Raw genomic sequence first — 16,432 nt, forward strand, 5'->3', positions numbered from 1 at the left:
CTGCCGGTGAACACCCCGAAGAAACCGGCCGGATACTTCACCGGCGCGGCAGTGCCGTTGAACGCGCCATGATCGGCGAGCACATTGGACCGGATCGCCAGAATCTTGCCGTCATTGGTGGCAGCGATCTCGCCGACCATGATGTAGTCGCGCGCGAAACCGGTGGAGGTCAGGTTCTCGCTGCGGTCCTCCATCCACTTCACCGGCTTGCCCAGCAGCAGCGAACCGACGATCGCACACACATACCCGGGATAGATGGGCACCTTATTGCCGAATCCGCCGCCGATGTCGGGCGAGATCACCTGAATCTTGTGTTCGGGCAGGCCCGCGACCAACGCGTATAGCGTGCGGTGTGCGTGCGGCGCCTGGGTGGTGGACCACAGCGTCAGCTTCCCGGTGACCGGGTCCAAATCGGCTACGGCGCCGCAGGTTTCCATCGGCGCCGGGTGCACCCGCGGGTAGACGATCTCCTGTTTCACCACCACGTCGGCCCTGGTGAACACGGCGTCGGTGGCGGCGGCGTCGCCGGTCTCCCAGTCGAAACAGTGATTGTCGGTCTTGCCGTCCAAGTCGGTGCGGATCACCGGCGCCGACGGGTCCAGCGCCTTGCGGGCATCGACGACGGGGTCCAGCGGGTCGTACTCGACGTCGATCAACTCCAGCGCGTCGCGCGCCGAGTAGCGGTCCTCGGCAACGACGAACGCCACTTCCTGCCCCTGGAAGCGGACCTTGTCGGTGGCCAACACGGCTTGCACGTCGTTGGATAGCGTCGGCATCCAGGCCAGGCCCTTGGCTGCCAGGTCGGCTCCGGTGACGACCGCCTTGACCTTCGGATGCGCCTGGGCCGCAGTCACATCGATGCTGGCAATGCGGGCGTGGGCATACGGCGAGCGCAGAATCGCCAGGTGCAGCATGCCCGGCAGCGCGACGTCGTCGACATAGCGGCCACGGCCGCGAATGAACCGCGGGTCTTCCTTGCGCAACATCCGGCCGTAGCCACAAGGCTTTTGGTCGTTGTCCGCGGTGTCTTCTTCAGACGGGGGACGGGATTCGATCGTGGTCATGACGTCGCCGCCTCGGAAGTGGAGTTCTTTGCGGCCCACTGAATGGATCGCACGATCGTGGTGTAACCCGTACAGCGGCAGATCTGCCCGGAAATCGCTTCCCGGATGGTCTCCTCGTCGGGATCGGGGTCGCGGTCCAGCAAAGCGCGGGCGGTGATCATCATTCCCGGTGTGCAGAAACCACATTGCAAGCCGTGGCAGCGCATGAAGCCCTCCTGCACCGGGTCGAGTTGACCGTCGACAGCAAGGCCCTCTACGGTTCGCACGCTGTGACCGGACGCCATGACCGCGAGCATGGTGCACGACTTGACCGGCACACCGTCAACGTCGACCACGCACGTTCCGCAATTGCTCGTGTCGCAACCCCAGTGGGTTCCGGTGAGCCGCAACTGATCTCGCAGGAAGTGCACCAGCAGCATCCGGGGCTCGACCTCGGCGCTGACCTGCTCGCCGTTGACGGTCATATTGACCTGCATCGCTTCTCCTTTCTGTCGGCGACCCGCTTCGCCCGGCTTCGCCGCGCTCGCGATCGCCTAGTTCCCTTCCGGCTCAGGAATATTGCGCACTCGCTCGGTTGCTGTCCGCATGGTTCGTGTGGTCAGTTCTGCGGCCAGGTGCCGCTTGTAGTCGGCGGTGCCGCGAATGTCGGACACCGGTTCGCAGGCCTGAGCGGCCAGCCGGCCCGCCTCGGCGAAAGACTCTTCGGTGGCCGGCCGGCCGACCATCGCCCTGGACAACTCCGCCAACCCGGCCCGGTCCGGGTTCACCGCCGTCAACCCCACCCGGACGGCCACGATCGAATCCCCGTCCAGCGTCACCGCCGACCCGGCCGCCGCAACCGCCCAGTCCCCGACGCGCCGTTCCACTTTCGCGTACGCACTGGAAGTACTGTGCCGCACCGGGATCCGTGTCTCGATAAGGATTTCGTTGGGCGCGACCGCCGTCTCGTACGGTCCGATCAGGAAGTCGTCGATCGCGATCTCCCGCTCGCCCGACGGCCCGCGCACCAGGCAGACGGCGTCGAGCACCTCACACACGGTGGACAGATCCTCGGCCGGATCGGCCTGGCACAGCGAACCGCCGAGGGTGCCGCGGTTGCGCACCACCGGATCGGCGATCACCCGTTCGGCATCGCGGAAGATGGGACACACCGCGGCCAGCGTGTTGGACTCGAGGATCTCCCGGTGCCGGGTCATCGCGCCGATCCGCACCAGCGTCGGATCGGTGATGACATACCCCAACTCCGGCGCCAGGTCGTTGATGTCGATCAGGTATTCGGGGTTGGCGATGCGCAGCTTCATCATCGGCAGCAGGCTGTGTCCGCCGGCGACCACGCGCGCCTCCTCCCCCAACCGATCCAGTAGTCCGATGGCGTGGTCCACACTCGTCGCGCGTTCGTATTCGAAGGGCCCAGGTACTTGCATGCCGAAAGTGTCGGCCCGTAACCGAAGGGCGTCAATGACGAGTTAAGTGATCCTTTAACTCGCCTTCGACCTGCACGTCGTGGTGGATCCGACCGATGATCTCGCCCAGTGGCCGGCCCCCGCCGCCCCACCGTCGCGCGATGATGTCGGCAGCTATCGACACCGCCGTCTCCTCCGGGGTGCGCGCGCCAAGGTCCAGGCCGATGGGACTGGACAACCGGGCCAGTTCGGCCTCGGTCAGGCCTGCTGCCCGCAACCGTTGCATCCGGTCGTCGTGCGTGCGGCGCGATCCCATCGCCCCCACGTACCCGACCTGCAGACGCAGCGCGACCTCCAGTACCGGAACGTCGAATTTCGCGTCGTGGGTCAGCACGCAGATCACCGTGCGCCGGTCCAGGGCGCCCGCCTCCGCTTGGGCCGCCAGGTAGCGGTGCGGCCAGTCCACGACGACTTCGTCGGCGGTCGGGAACCGAGCTGGCGTGGCGAAAACCCCGCGGGCGTCGCACACGGTGACGCGGTAGCCCAGGAACGATCCTTGACGTGCCACTGCGGCGGCGAAGTCGATCGCGCCGAACACCAGCATCCGAGGGCGCGGCGCGAAGCTGGACACGAAAATTTCCATGCCCTCGCCACGCCGCTGTCCATCGGGCCCGTATTCGAGGATTCCGCTGCGCCCCAGAGCGAGCAGTCCCCGCGCGTCGTCAATGACCGCGGCGTCCGCGCGCGCCGAACCCAGCGATCCCGCGGTCGAGTCCGTCCACACCACCATCCGTCGACCGACCCAGCTCACCTCTTGATGGGCGACGACGGTCGCGATGGCCACGGACCGGTGCGCACCGATATCGTCGGCCACCGCCTCGAGTTCGGGAAACGTTGTCTGCGAGACGGCCTCGACGAAGATGTCGATAATGCCGCCACAGGTAAGGCCAACCGCGAACGCGTCGTCGTCGCTGATGCCGTAGCGCTGCAGCCGCGGCGACCCGTCCTGGGCGGTCTCGGTGGCGAGTTCGTAGACGGCTCCTTCCACGCAGCCGCCCGACACCGATCCGCTCACCGAACCGTCCGGAGCCACCAACATCGCGGCACCCGGTTGACGAGGTGCCGACCGGAAAGTGCGCACGACCGTTGCCAGCCCGGCGGTACCGTCAGCACGCCAGATCGACATCAGATCGGCCAGCACTTCGCGCACGACTATCAAAGTAGGCTCATTCGCATGACTCCGGCTCAACTTCGGGCCTATTCGGCAGTGGTGCGGTTGGGCTCGGTGCGGGCGGCCGCCGCGGAGCTGGGCATGTCCGACGCCGGAATTTCGATGCACGTGGCCGCGCTGCGCAAAGAACTCGACGACCCGTTGTTCACCCGGACCGGAGCCGGGCTGGCATTCACCCCGGGCGGACTGCGGCTGGCCAGCCGGTCGGTGGAAATCCTGGGGCTGCAACAGCAAACGGCCATCGAGGTCACCGAGGCCGCACACGGCCGGCGGCTGTTGCGCATCGCCGCGTCGAGCACATTCGCCGAACACGCGGCGCCGGGACTGATCGAGCTGTTCTCGTCCCGGGCCGCTGACCTGTCGGTGGAGTTGAGCGTGCATTCTACGAGCCAGTTCCGCGATCTTATCTGTTCGCGGGCGGTCGACATCGCCATCGGCCCGGCCAGCGAGAGCTTTACCGGCTCGGACAGTTCCCTGTTCGTCAGGCCGTTCTTGAAGTATCAGATAATTACCGTGGTAGCACCGAATAGTCCACTGGCTGCAGGCAATCCGACGCCCGCGCTGCTGCGCCACCAGCAGTGGATGCTCGGGCCGTCGGCCGGCAGCGTGGACGGTGAGATAGCAATGATGTTGCGCGGCTTGGGAATTCCGGAGTCACAGCAGCGCATCTTCCAGAGCGACGCGGCTGCATTGGAGGAGGTGCTGCGGGTCGGCGGCGCGACGTTGACGATCGGCTTCGCCGTCGCCAAAGACCTTGCCGCCGGGCGGCTTACACACGTGACCGGGCCTGGCCTGGACAAGTCCGGCGAGTGGTGCGTCATGACGCTGGAGCCCTCAGCCCGCCAACCCGCGGTGTCCGAACTGGTCCGCTTCATCACCACGCCGAGGTGCATACAGGCAATGATCCGCGGCAGTGGTGTGGGGGTAACGCGCTTTCGGCCCAAGGTGCACGTCACGCTTTGGAGCTAACACGAGATCGGGTCGCGCCGAACGTGAAGCTAGTCGCAAAGAAGCGAAGGCGGACCCAATCACCAAGCCCGGCTCAGGTCGGCGTGCTGCCGTATCCAGGCATGCATCGCAATGCCCGCGGCCACACCGGCGTTCACGCTGCGCGTCGAGCCGAATTGGGCGATCGACACCGTGATCTCGGCACCCACGCGCGCCCCTTCGGTGATGCCGGGCCCTTCCTGACCGAACACCAACAGGCACTCCCGCGGCAGCGCGGTCTCCTCGAGCCGGGCGGCTCCGGGGACGTTGTCCACCGCGACCACAGTCAGACCGGCACCGGCCGCGAACTCCATCAACGCCGCGGTGTCGTCGTGATGGCATAGCCGTTGGTAGCGGTCGGTCACCATGGCGCCGCGGCGATTCCACCGGCGCCGTCCGACGATGTGCACGGTGTGCACGGCGAACGCGTTCGCGGTGCGCACCACCGATCCGATGTTGGCGTCGTGACCGAAGTTCTCGATCGCGATGTGCAGCGGGTGGCGTCGCTGGTCGATGTCCGCGACGATCGCCTCCCGGGTCCAGTACCGATAAGCATCGACGACATTGCGGGTATCGCCCTCGCGCAACAGATCTGGGTCATAGCGGGGATCGTCGGGCAACGCGCCCGGCCAGGGCCCGACGCCAGCGACCGGGGCGCCCCATTCGGTGGGCCCGGGCTCGCTCACTTCGTCGTCCACACCGCGGCGTGCGTACCCACGATCGCCACCGTCGCATACAGCAACGCCTCGTTGATTTCGCCCTGCGTGCACAGCGACCCGTTGACTTGGACCGCGTCCCGCGACGCGTCGGGCAGGATCAGCATCGATGCTCCGTAGGCCGCACACGCCGGGTTCAAACCGCGGCCGGGCAACGTCGGTGCGGCCAGCAGCATCATCGGGCCGCCACGGCGCGCCGAATCGTCGCGGTACTGGGCGCCGATCGCGCTGGTTTCCAGGTTGAGCAGCATGTACCCGTTGCCGGTGAACGCCGCCGGGTCACCCAACTGGGCTTTGCCGATCTGCAGGCCGTCGGCCCGCCAGGCCGTAACACCGGTGGATTTGACCACCAGCCCGGTGTCGTTGACGTTGGTGGGGAGCAGGCCGACGGGGAACGCCACAGGGTATGCGGCCGAGGTGCCGGCGATGCGTTCATGCGGCGAGTAGGTGTAGACGCCGCGCACGGCGCTTCGGTCCTTCAACGGGCCCAGGCAGACCGTGCCGGTGAGCCGCTCAGGTGCCGCCACGGCCTTCACCGGCGACGTGATGTCACGCACCTTCGTCACCGCGTCGTCGCAGCTGCCCAGCGCGTTGGTTTCCATCGGGTGCGACAGCGCGCCGTAGAGACCGAAGCGGATGTCCTCGGTCTTGGCGTGCGGCGCCTTGGCGTCGGCCGGGGATGCGTCGACATCGACCAGCACATAGTCCTGCGACCACCGCAGATTCGACACCGAGAAGTTCCAGCCCAACACCGCCAGCGATTCGCCGAACCGCGCCTGCTGGGCGCCGTAGATCCGTCCGTCCCCGTCCGAGCCCGAGCAACCCACCAGGCACGACAGCCCTAGCAGCAATACGACGAATAAGCGCACCGTCGACGGCCTAGCTCAACCCCAGGTCGGCAAGGCCCAACACGCTGCGGTACGGCACGCCCTCGGCTTCGATCGCCTCGGCTGCACCGGTGGCGCGGTCGACCACGGTGGCCACGCCGATCACGTCACCACCGGCTTCTCGGACCGCGTGGACCGCCGTCAGCGCGGAGCCTCCGGTGGTACTGGTGTCCTCGACCACCAGCACGCGTTGACTGGAGACCTCGGTACCTTCGATAAGTCGTTGCAGGCCATGTGTTTTCACGGACTTGCGGACCACGAACGCGTCGATCGGGCGCCCGGGCGCATGCATGATGGCGGTCGCCACCGGATCGGCGCCCAGGGTCAGGCCACCGACAACTGCGTAGTCCCAATCAGAGGTGATCTCCCGCATCAGTCGACCGATCAGCGCGGACGCCCGGTGGTGCAGGGTGGCGCGGCGCAGGTCGACGTAGTAATCGGCCTCCTTGCCCGACGACAACGTGACGCGCCCGTGCACCACCGAAAGCCGGCGCACGAGATCTGCGAGTTCGATCCGCTCAGGCTCGGACACGGCCACCGATCCGTCTCGAGATCGCTCCGATCACCCGGCGCGGTGCCAGCCTTCCACCGGCGGCCCGAATTACCTTGCGCGGCAACAGACGTCCCGTGGCCGTCAGGGCCTTGTACCGAACGCTGGGGACGCTGACCGTCTTGCCATTGGCGATATCGGCGAGGCTTTCCGAAACGACGTCGTCCACCTCGAGCCACAAATACGACGGCACCGTGGACACGTCCACCCCGGCCCGGCTGTGGAACTCGGTGTGCACGTAACCCGGGCACACGGCATGCACCCCGACGCCGGTACCGCGTAAGGAGTCGGATAGGCCCTCGGAGAACGAGATCACCCATGCTTTGGATGCCGCGTAGGTCGATCCGCGTCCGGGCAGCAGCCCGGCGACGCTGGCGATGTTGATGACGGTTCCCGACCCCGCGCCGAGCATGGCCGGCAGCGCCGCGCGGGTCAGCTGCATGACGGCAGTGACGTTCACGTCGAGTTGCGCCTGCAACACCGAGGGCTCGCAGGCCCAGAATTCGTCGGTGGTGCTGAACCCGGCGTTGTTCACCAACACCTGGACGCCGTCCGCGAGACGTCCGGCAACGCTCTCGCGGTCGGCCGCATTCGCCAGATCGGCGGGCAGTATCTCGATGTGGCCCGCTTCGGATTCCAGCTCGCCGGCCAACTGCTTGAGCCGTTCGACGTCGCGGGCAACCAGAACCAGGTCATAGCCATCACGGGCGTAACGGCGTGCGTAACCGGCACCAATGCCGGACGTGGGCCCAGTAATCAGCGCAACGGGTCGGGGCATGTGCTCTCAGTGCTGGTAGTTGCTGGCCTGCTGGCCGTTGCGTCCCGCTCGCGGCGGACGCTGACCACCCTCGGAACGGCTTTCCTCACGACGGATCGGTTCAGCCGCGCGGCGGGCCGGATCTGGCATCACCCCGGCGGCCGCATCGGCTTGGGTACGGCGCTGCGGCAGCTCTGCGCGGGCAGCCTGGGCCAGCGGGCGACCGGGGGCCGCGGCACGGCGCGGTTCGGACTCGCCTTCTTCCTGCGGAGTCTCGGGAGGCAGCGGCGGCAACACCCGCAACAGGTCGTTGAACTGGCGCACGGTGCGCAGACCCTCGTCCCATTGGGCGCGGGTGCTGGCGATCGGCATGGCAACCAGCGTCCAGTTCTGTTCGTTCCACATGATCTCGGCGGAATCGGGGGCGGTGTGCGCGAACGTGACCATCCGCCGGTCGCAGGCCCGACGGGCGGCGTCGAGATTGGTGGAGTACACCATCCGGGGCCCGATGGCGCCCAACAGCCAGATGTCGCTTTCCCGGGGCTCCTTGAGGCCCTTCAGGCGCAGGTCGACGACGACGTTAGTGCCGACCTTGCGGTGCAGCGCGATGACGGTGGCGACTTCCTCGAGGTCGAAGATGTAGACGGCCTCACCGCGGATCTGGCCCAACACCACATTGTGGGCCGGGACGTTGCCCACCGTCGACATCACGCCGCGCTTCCAGCGGTCGAGGATGTCGGTTGACTCGCGCTCGTAATCGAAGCCGTGTGATCGCGCCCAGGACCTGCGCCGTCTGCTGCGGCCGCGCCGTCGATCGATGTCCACGTACAGCAATACCGCCGCACCGACGAAGCACAGTGCGGACAGCGTGAACCAGAGCGGGACCATCCCCAACAGAGTATCGGTAGTCGGTACTGAACAAAGAATCCGAGCAGGTCACAACCAAATCACAGGACTGAATACTTGCCCCCGGCGAGCGCCCCGGGATATCAACTCTTGATATCCACCGGGAGGGGCGGGATGTACGAGAACTATCAGCTGATCAGAGTCGCCGTCGCCGACGGGATTTGCCGGGCGACAATCGACAATCCGCCGATCAACCTGCTCGACATGCCGTTGGCCAACGAGATCGCCCGGCTCACGCGAGAGGTCGCGACCGACGACGAGGTTCGGGTGCTGATTGTGGACTCGGCCGACCCGGACTTTTTCATCGCGCACGCCGATGTCGGCATGATCATGGACCTACCCACCGACGACACCGCACTGCACGACGAGCTGAGCCTGTTTCACACCGTGATGGAGAATTTCCGGAGTCTGCCGAAAGCCACCATCGCCGTCATCGAAGGCATCTGCCGCGGCGGCGGCAGCGAGTGGGCCATGGCGTTCGACATGCGCTATGCCGCGCTGGGCAAAGCAGTCTTCGGCCAACCGGAGGTGGCGATGGGAATCATCCCCGGTGGTGGTGGCACCCAGCGGCTGCCCAGGCTGATCGGCCGCGGCAGATCCCTCGAAGTCATTCTCGGCGGACGGGACGTCGACGCCGCAACGGCCGAAGCATGGGGCTACGTCGACCGGGCTTTGCCTGCGGAGCAACTGCGCCGGTTCGTCGACAAGCTGGCGCGGCGTATCGCGTCCTCTCCGCAGGCCGCCATCGCCAACGCCAAACGCGCGGTCGACGCCGCATTCAGCAGCGACTTGTCGACCGGGTTGCGCATCGAGGATCAGTTGTTTCGTGAAACGCTCGCCAGGCCAGAGGCCCGCCAACGGCTGCAGGCCGTCATCGACGCCGGCGCACAGACCCGCGAGTTCGAATTGGGCAGCTCCTAAACGTCCCGACCAGCACATTCAATGAGTTCTCAAGTTCTGTCCAACGTCTGCGCGCCACTGTGCAGGCATGTCCTTCGTGGTGACGGCGCCGGACCTGCTCGCGGCGGCTGCAACGGATCTGACCAACATCGATTCGGCCGTCAGGTCGGCCAACGCGGCGATCGCAACCGCGACCACCCGCCTGGCCGCCGCCGGTGGCGACGAGATATTGGCGGCGGTGGCTGCGCTGTTCGGTAGTCACGGTCTCGACTACCAGGCCGCGGCGACGCAGGTGACCGCGTTTCACGACCGGTTCACCCAGCTGTTGGGTTCCGGCGCCGACGCTTATGCCGCGGCCGAGTCGATCAACACCTCAACCGTGAGCTGGCTGGGACGACCGCTGATGGGCAACGGCGCTGATGCGACGACACCGGGCGGCGCGGGTGGGGACGGCGGCCTGCTGTTCGGCAACGGCGGTAACGGTGCGGCGGGCGTTGCCGGTCAAGCCGGCGGATCCGGCGGAGCGGCCGGCATGTTCGGCAACGGCGGCCGGGGTGGCAACGGCGGAATCGGCGCCAACGGAGGCAACGGCGGGGCGGCCGGGATGTTCGGCAACGGTGGGGCCGGCGGAGCCGGCGGGATCGGCAGCAACGGGGTGACCGGCAGCATCGGACAGGCCGGCCAAGCCGCCGGCGCCGGCACCGATGGCGGCAACGGTGGCAACGGCGGAGCCGGCGGACGTGCGGGGCTGTTGAGCGGCCAGGGCGGTGCCGGTGGTGCCGGCGGCAGCGGCGGTGTGGGTGGTACCGGGGGCACCGGCGCGACGGGCAACGGCGACGGGGTGGACGGCAACAGCGGAGGCCAGGGCGGCCAGGGTGGACGGGGCGGCAACGCCGGTTCCGGCGGGGCCGGTGGCGCCGGCTCGATGGCGGGAAGTAGCGGCGAGGCCGGTGCAGCCGGTGTCGGCGGTGCGGGCGGCGCCGGCGGGGACGGCGGCGACGGCAGCACCGGCACGAGCACCGTCGCGGGTGGCAGCGGCGGGGCCGGCGGGCAGGGTGGAGCGGGTGGCGCAGCCAGCCCCGACGGAAACGGCGTGCTTGGCGCCGCGGGCAACGGCGGCGTCGGAGGTCACGGCGGCAACGGCGCAGCCGGCGGAAACGGTGGCGACAACCTCAACGCCGACGGCGGCCCCGGTAGCAGCGGCACGGCCGGTGGCCGGGGTGGCGACGGCGGGCTGGGCGGAGCGCCCGGCGGCGCTGGCGCGCTCGGCGGTGACGGCGGCCACGGCGGTAACGGAGCCAAGGGTGGCACCGGCGGAAGCGGCGCCACCGGCGTGGTCGGCCGTGGCGCGGACGCCAATGGCCAGAACGGCATGACCGGGGGAACCGGCGGCAACGGCGGTGACGGCGGTAACGGCGGGGCGGCCGGACTCGGTGGACAGGCCGGCGGCACCGGAGCCTCGGCTGGCGCCCACGGGGAAGGTGGAACCGCGGGCGACGGCGGCGACGGAGGCAAAGGCGGCACCGGTGGCAAAGGCGGCAGCGGCAGGTTCAACACGAGCGGTGGCTGGGGTGGCGCCGGCGGCCACGGCGGTAGTGCCGGGGGCGAGGGCGCCGCGGCTGGCCAGGATGGCCGCACAGGCGACCGAGGCGAGACCGGCACCCGCATCGGCGGTGGCGGCGGCGGTGGCAACCCCAAGAAATAGGGTGGCGGCCCTGGGGGATTAGCCCAGGACCAACCCGTCACCGTCCGCGCTGACGTTGACCGGCACCACGTCGCCGTCATGCACCTCACCAGCCAGCAGCATCTTGGCCAACTGGTCACCGATCGCCTGCTGCACGAGCCGGCGCAATGGCCGCGCGCCGTACACCGGGTCGAACCCGCGGTGCGCCAGCCATTGCTTGGCCGGTAGCGACACCTCGAGCTGCAGCCGGCGCTGCGCGAGCCTGCGAGCCAGCTGAGCCAGCTGGATGTCGACGATTTGCACCAGCTCTTCGGGGTTGAGTCCGTCGAAGACCAGCACGTCGTCGAGGCGGTTGATGAACTCCGGCTTGAACGCCGCGCGCACCGCCGCCATCACCTGTTCCTCGGTTCCGCCGGACCCCAGGTTCGAGGTCAGGATGAGGATGGTGTTGCGGAAGTCGACGGTGCGGCCCTGCCCGTCGGTCAGCCGGCCTTCGTCGAGCACCTGCAGCAGCACGTCGAACACGTCGGGGTGGGCCTTTTCCACCTCGTCGAACAGCACCACGGTGTAGGGCCGGCGGCGGACGGCCTCGGTCAGCTGACCGCCCTGGTCGTAGCCGATGTAGCCCGGAGGCGCCCCGACTAGCCGGGCCACCGAGTGCTTCTCGCCGTATTCGCTCATGTCGATGCGGACCATGGCGCGTTCGTCGTCAAATAGGAAGTCCGCCAACGCTTTTGCCAGCTCGGTCTTGCCCACGCCGGTGGGGCCGAGGAACAGGAACGAGCCCGTCGGGCGGTTCGGGTCGGCGACGCCGGCCCGGCTGCGACGCACCGCGTCAGAGACAGCCTGCACCGGCTTTTTCTGTCCGACCACGCGGCGGCCCAGCTCGTCCTCCATGCGCAGCAACTTGGCGGTTTCACCTTCGAGTAGCCGCCCGGCCGGGATGCCGGTCCAGGCCGAAACCACGTCGGCGATGTCGTCGGGACCGACCTCTTCCTTGAGCATGACGCCCTCGCGGGCTTCGGCATGAGGCAGCGCCGCGTCGAGCTTCTTCTCGACCTCTGGGATGCGCCCGTACCGCAGCTCGGCGGCCTTGGCCAGGTCACCGTCGCGCTCTGCGCGCTCGGACTCCCCGCGCAACACCTCCAACTGCTCCTTGAGCTCACGCACGATGTCGATGGCGTTCTTCTCGTTCTGCCACTTGGCAGTGAGTTCGGCGAGGCTTTCCTTGCGGTCGGCCAGCTCGGCGCGCAGCTTCTCCAGCCGTTCCTTGGACGCCTCGTCCTCTTCCTTGGCGAGCGCCATTTCTTCGATTTCCAGCCGACGCACGATGCGCTCGACCTCGTCGATCTCGACCGGGCGCGAGTCGATCTCCATCCGCAACCGGCTGGCGGACTCGTCGACCAGGTCGATCGCCTTGTCCGGCAGGAAGCGGGCGGTGATGTAGCGGTCGGACAGCGTGGCCGCGGCCACCAGCGCGGAGTCGGTGATGCGCACCCCGTGGTGCACCTCGTAACGCTCCTTGAGGCCGCGCAGGATGCCGACGGTGTCCTCCACCGACGGCTCGCCGACGAACACCTGCTGGAAGCGCCGCTCCAGCGCCGCGTCCTTCTCGATGTACTTGCGGTACTCGTCGAGCGTCGTGGCACCCACCAGTCGTAGTTCGCCGCGGGCCAGCATCGGCTTGATCATGTTGCCGGCGTCCATCGCCGATTCGCCGGTCGCGCCGGCGCCGACGATGGTGTGCAACTCGTCGATGAAGGTGATGATCTGCCCGGCGGAGTTCTTGATGTCGTCGAGCACGGCCTTGAGCCGCTCCTCGAATTCACCGCGGTACTTCGCACCGGCCACCATGGATCCCAGGTCCAGCGAGACCACGGTCTTGTCGCGCAGGCTCTCCGGCACGTCACCGGCCACGATGCGCTGGGCCAGGCCCTCGACGATGGCGGTCTTGCCGACGCCGGGTTCGCCGATCAGCACCGGGTTGTTCTTGGTGCGGCGCGACAGCACCTGCACGACGCGCCGAATCTCGTTGTCGCGCCCGATGACCGGGTCGAGTTCGCCGTCGCGGGCACGAGCAGTCAGGTCGGTGGAGTACTTCTCCAGCGCCTGGTAGGTGGATTCGGGGTCGGCGCTGGTGACCCGCGCGCTGCCACGCACCTTGACGAATGCCTCCCGCAGCGCCTGCGGGGAGGCGCCGTGGCCGGTCAGCAGCTTGGCGACGTCGGAGTCGCCGGTCGCCAGGCCGACCAGCAGGTGTTCGGTGGAGACGAATTCGTCGTCCATCTCGGTGGCCAGCTGCTGGGCAGTGGTGATGGCCGCCAGCGACTCGCGGGACAGTTGGGGTTGCGAGCTGGAACCGCTGATCTGAGGCAGACGGTCCAGCAGCCGCTGAGTCTCGGTGCGGATCGTGGCGGGCTCGACACCGACAGCCTCCAGCAGCGGGACGGCGATCCCGTCGTTCTGCGTCAGCAGCGCCAACAGCAAATGAGCGGGCCTGATCTCGGGATTACCGGCCGCCGAGGCCGCCTGCAGAGCCGACGTCAGGGCCGCCTGCGTCTTAGTTGTCGGGTTGAAAGAGTCCACGACACCTCCGTTCGGGAAACTTGGGAAAATGCTTGTCGGGTTGTACAACGCCGTCAAGGTTGAGTCTGTTCCGCTCAACTCTAACTGATTCGTATCAAATTCTTTGAATTCGGCGAAACACTTGGCCAATCCCGCCCCCGCGCCGTCCGGTGGGGCTAGGTTTTACGCGCTGGTCAATTCCCCGTGCTGGCGGTCTCGGCCCGAAGGAGGTCACGTATGTCCTTTGTCGTCAATCCGGAGGCACTACTACTGGCGGCTTCGGATGTGGCCGAAATCGGTTCGTCGTTGCGGGCCGTCAACGGCCTGGCGGCCCTACCGACGACGGGGCTTGTCGCCGCCGGACTCGACGAGGTATCGGCGGCAATCGCGTCGGTGTTCGGTACCTACGGCAGGGAGTACCAGGCGCTCAGCGCGCAAGCGACGCTGTTTCACAACCAATTCATCCAGGCGTTGTCGGCTGCCGGCGGGGCGTATGCAGGTGCCGAGGTGGCTGCCGCAGCCCCGCTGCAGGCCGTCTTGGGCGTGGTCAACGCACCTACTGAGCTGCTGTTGGGTCGACCGCTGATCGGCAACGGCGCGAACGCGACGACCCCCGGCGGCAGCGGCGGAGCGGGCGGGATCTTGCTGGGTAACGGCGGCAACGGCGCGGCGGGGGCGGCGGGTCAAGCCGGCGGTGCCGGCGGGTCGGCCGGGCTGCTGTGGGGCAGCGGCGGCCAGGGCGGCGCGGGCGGACTCGGCGCCGCAGGCGGCAATGGCGGTCGCGGTGCCCTGTTGTTCGGCAACGGCGGCGCCGGCGGCGCCGGTGGCGCCGGCCTATCCGGCGGATCGTCCGGTCTGGGCGCCGGCGGCGTTGGCGGTGCAGGTGGACACGGCGGCGCCGGCGGATGGCTGGTAGGCGACGGCGGACGAGGTGGCGCCGGCGGAGACGGCGGCGGCGGCGCGACCGGCGCCACTGGTCCGACATCACAGCAAGGTGAAAGCGGCTTTGCCGGCGGCAGCGGCGGCGCCGGCGGCGCCGGCGGCAAAGGTGGTCTGCTGCTGGGTGTCGCCGGCGATGGTGGTGGCGGCGGCGGTGGCGGAGTCGGCGGCACAGGTGGCACCGGAGGAGAAGGCTCAGCGGCTACGTCAACGTCCACCGCCGGAATGGGCGGTACCGGCGGGACCGGAGGAGAAGGCGGGGCCGCCGGAGTGGGCGGAGCGGCCGGCGGACCGAGCGGCCACGCCGGTGCGAACGGCGTTGCCGGCGACGGCGGCACCGGCGGCGAGGGCGGCGCAGGCGGCATCGGCAGACACGGTTCGGCCAGCGACACCCCTGGCGAAATCGGCGGCGCCGGCACCCAAGGCGGTCAAGGCGGGCAGGGCGGTAAGGGCGGGGCCGCGGCCGCGGGCGGAACCAACGGCGATGGAGGTCGGGGCGGCCAGGGCGGCGTTGGCGGCGACGGCGGGACCGGCGGTGTGGGCGCGCACGGAACCACACCCGACAACGGCAGCGACGGTCAGGGCGGTCGGGGCGGCCACGGCGGCAGTGGCGGTAGCGGTGGCCTGGGCGGCGCAGCCGGCACCGGCGCTGGCGCAGCCGGCAACGCGGGCCTGGGCGGTGCGGCGGGCAACGGCGGAACCGGCGGCACCGGTGGTCAAGGCGCGGCGGCCACCGCCGCCGATACCCCCGGCACCGGTGGCACCGGCGGTACCGGGGGCAACGCCGGCACGGCAGCGGCCGACGCGCCCGCAGGCTCGGCGGGCGCCGGTGGCGCCGGAGGCCGGGGCGGCCAGGGCGGCACCGGCTTGAACGGCGTCGTCAACCCCGCCCCAGGGGCTACCGGGGGTGCCGGACACGCGGGCGGTATAGGCGGCCAGGGCGGCACCGGCGGCACGGCCGGCGCCGGCGGGACCAACGGAGATGGCGGCCAGGGCGGCCAGGGCGGCACCGGTGGCACCGGCGGCACCGGCGGTGGCGGCGCACACGGAGTCACACCCGCAACTGGCGGCGCCGACGGTCAGGGCGGCCAGGGCGGTCGCGGCGGCACCGGCGGCAGCGGCGGCCAGGGAGGGTCGGCAGGCAGCGGCGCCGGCGCGACAGGTAATGCCGGCGCCGGGGGAACCGCCGGCACCGGCGGGGCCGGCGGTCTGGGCGGCCAAGGAGCAACGGCAACCGCCACTGGCGGTCCCGGCACCGGTGGCACTGGCGGCACCGGCGGCAACGCAGGTCAGGCCGGATCGGGTGCCACCACCGGCAACGCCGGCGCCGGAGGCACCGGAGGGCAGGGCGGCCAGGGCGGTACCGGCGCCGACGGCAGCGGCAATACCGCTGCTGGCGGCACTGGCGGCACCGGCCACAACGGCGGCCAGGGCGGCACGGGCGGCACTGGAGGCACGGCCGGCGTCGGCGGAACCAACGGCGACGGAGGCCGTGGAGGACAGGGCGGCACCGGCGGGACCGGCGGAACAGGCGGCAACGGCGTCCACGGAGTCACACCGGCTGCCGGCGGCACCAGCGGTCAAGGCGGCCAGGGCGGGAACGGCGGCACCGGCGGCACCGGTGGCCTCGGCGGCGCCGCGGGTGGGGCCGGCGCGAAAGCCGGTGACGGCGGCACTGCCGGCACCGGCGGCACCGGCGGCACCGGCGGAAACGGCGCATTCGCCACGTCGACGGCCGCCCCCGGCACCGGCGGCACCGGCGGCACCGGCGGCGCGGTCGGGGCCGCGGGAGCGGGCGGTGCGGCGGGACCAGGCACAGCCGGGGGCAACGCAGGGGCCGGGG

14 protein-coding genes are annotated in these 16,432 nt (G+C 69.4%); 4 read left to right on the top strand and 10 right to left on the bottom strand.

Annotation, left to right across the window (positions count from 1 at the left end; genetic code table 11):
- The 4 genes from A5634_RS12570 to A5634_RS12585 form a co-directional block, all read right to left on the bottom strand.
- On the bottom strand, nucleotides 1-1,064 hold a 1,064-nt coding region (locus tag A5634_RS12570), incomplete at its 3' end, for a molybdopterin cofactor-binding domain-containing protein (RefSeq protein ID WP_155769511.1).
- Nucleotides 1,061-1,540 carry a (2Fe-2S)-binding protein gene (locus A5634_RS12575; RefSeq protein WP_065144383.1) on the bottom strand — a complete coding sequence of 160 codons (480 nt, stop codon included), beginning with the start codon at nucleotides 1,538-1,540 and terminating at the stop codon, nucleotides 1,061-1,063. The genes A5634_RS12575 and A5634_RS12570, both read right to left, overlap by 4 nt.
- 57 nt (nucleotides 1,541-1,597) lie before the next feature.
- Nucleotides 1,598-2,488, bottom strand: coding sequence for an FAD binding domain-containing protein (locus A5634_RS12580; protein WP_065144384.1), 891 nt, complete (start codon nucleotides 2,486-2,488; stop codon nucleotides 1,598-1,600).
- Nucleotides 2,489-2,519: 31 nt separating this feature from the next.
- Nucleotides 2,520-3,677 carry an XdhC family protein gene (locus tag A5634_RS12585; protein ID WP_081290391.1) on the bottom strand — a complete coding sequence of 386 codons (1,158 nt, stop codon included), beginning with the start codon at nucleotides 3,675-3,677 and terminating at the stop codon, nucleotides 2,520-2,522.
- Between the two features lie 24 nt (nucleotides 3,678-3,701).
- On the opposite strand from A5634_RS12585, the gene A5634_RS12590 reads away from it, so the two are divergent.
- Nucleotides 3,702-4,667, top strand: a complete 966-nt coding sequence (locus tag A5634_RS12590; RefSeq protein WP_065144385.1) for a LysR family transcriptional regulator — start codon at nucleotides 3,702-3,704, stop codon at nucleotides 4,665-4,667.
- Between the two features lie 59 nt (nucleotides 4,668-4,726).
- Here A5634_RS12590 and A5634_RS12595 read toward each other — a convergent pair whose 3' ends face one another.
- Genes A5634_RS12595 through ttfA form a run of 5 tightly spaced genes read right to left on the bottom strand, consistent with a single transcriptional unit; the run spans nucleotide 4,727 to nucleotide 8,483 of the window.
- Nucleotides 4,727-5,383, bottom strand: a complete 657-nt coding sequence (locus A5634_RS12595) for a TrmH family RNA methyltransferase (protein ID WP_065144386.1) — start codon at nucleotides 5,381-5,383, stop codon at nucleotides 4,727-4,729.
- The gene (locus A5634_RS12600; protein WP_065144387.1) at nucleotides 5,368-6,270 is read right to left on the bottom strand and encodes a hypothetical protein; all 903 of its coding nucleotides are present in this window, start codon (nucleotides 6,268-6,270) and stop codon (nucleotides 5,368-5,370) included. The genes A5634_RS12595 and A5634_RS12600 overlap by 16 nt, the downstream gene beginning before the upstream one ends.
- A 10-nt stretch (nucleotides 6,271-6,280) precedes the next feature.
- On the bottom strand, nucleotides 6,281-6,820 hold the full coding sequence (gene pyrE, locus A5634_RS12605) for an orotate phosphoribosyltransferase (RefSeq protein WP_065144393.1): 540 nt from the start codon (nucleotides 6,818-6,820) through the stop codon (nucleotides 6,281-6,283).
- Nucleotides 6,807-7,616, bottom strand: coding sequence for an SDR family NAD(P)-dependent oxidoreductase (locus A5634_RS12610; RefSeq protein WP_065144388.1), 810 nt, complete (start codon nucleotides 7,614-7,616; stop codon nucleotides 6,807-6,809). Before A5634_RS12610 ends, pyrE begins: the two co-directional genes overlap by 14 nt.
- 6 nt (nucleotides 7,617-7,622) lie before the next feature.
- Nucleotides 7,623-8,483 (bottom strand): trehalose monomycolate transport factor TtfA, encoded by an 861-nt coding sequence (gene ttfA / locus A5634_RS12615; RefSeq protein ID WP_065144389.1) that lies wholly within the window; start codon nucleotides 8,481-8,483, stop codon nucleotides 7,623-7,625.
- A 132-nt stretch (nucleotides 8,484-8,615) separates the two neighbouring features.
- Between ttfA and A5634_RS12620 the strand changes: the two genes are divergently transcribed.
- Together A5634_RS12620 and A5634_RS29910 are read left to right on the top strand one after the other, a co-directional pair.
- Nucleotides 8,616-9,422, top strand: a complete 807-nt coding sequence (locus A5634_RS12620; protein ID WP_065144390.1) for an enoyl-CoA hydratase/isomerase family protein — start codon at nucleotides 8,616-8,618, stop codon at nucleotides 9,420-9,422.
- A gap of 67 nt (nucleotides 9,423-9,489) precedes the next feature.
- A complete protein-coding gene (locus tag A5634_RS29910; RefSeq protein WP_065144391.1) occupies nucleotides 9,490-11,106 on the top strand; it encodes a PE family protein in 1,617 nt (538 codons plus the stop codon).
- 18 nt (nucleotides 11,107-11,124) lie between these two features.
- Here the strand turns inward: A5634_RS29910 and clpB are convergent, their stop codons facing one another.
- A complete protein-coding gene (gene clpB, locus A5634_RS12630; RefSeq protein ID WP_065144394.1) occupies nucleotides 11,125-13,671 on the bottom strand; it encodes an ATP-dependent chaperone ClpB in 2,547 nt (848 codons plus the stop codon).
- A gap of 216 nt (nucleotides 13,672-13,887) precedes the next feature.
- On the opposite strand from clpB, the gene A5634_RS12635 reads away from it, so the two are divergent.
- Nucleotides 13,888-16,432: PE family protein (locus A5634_RS12635; RefSeq protein WP_155769512.1), on the top strand; the 2,545-nt coding region annotated here is incomplete at its 3' end.

Source organism: Mycobacterium asiaticum, assembly GCF_001673365.1.
GTDB classification, from domain to species: domain Bacteria; phylum Actinomycetota; class Actinomycetes; order Mycobacteriales; family Mycobacteriaceae; genus Mycobacterium; species Mycobacterium asiaticum_A.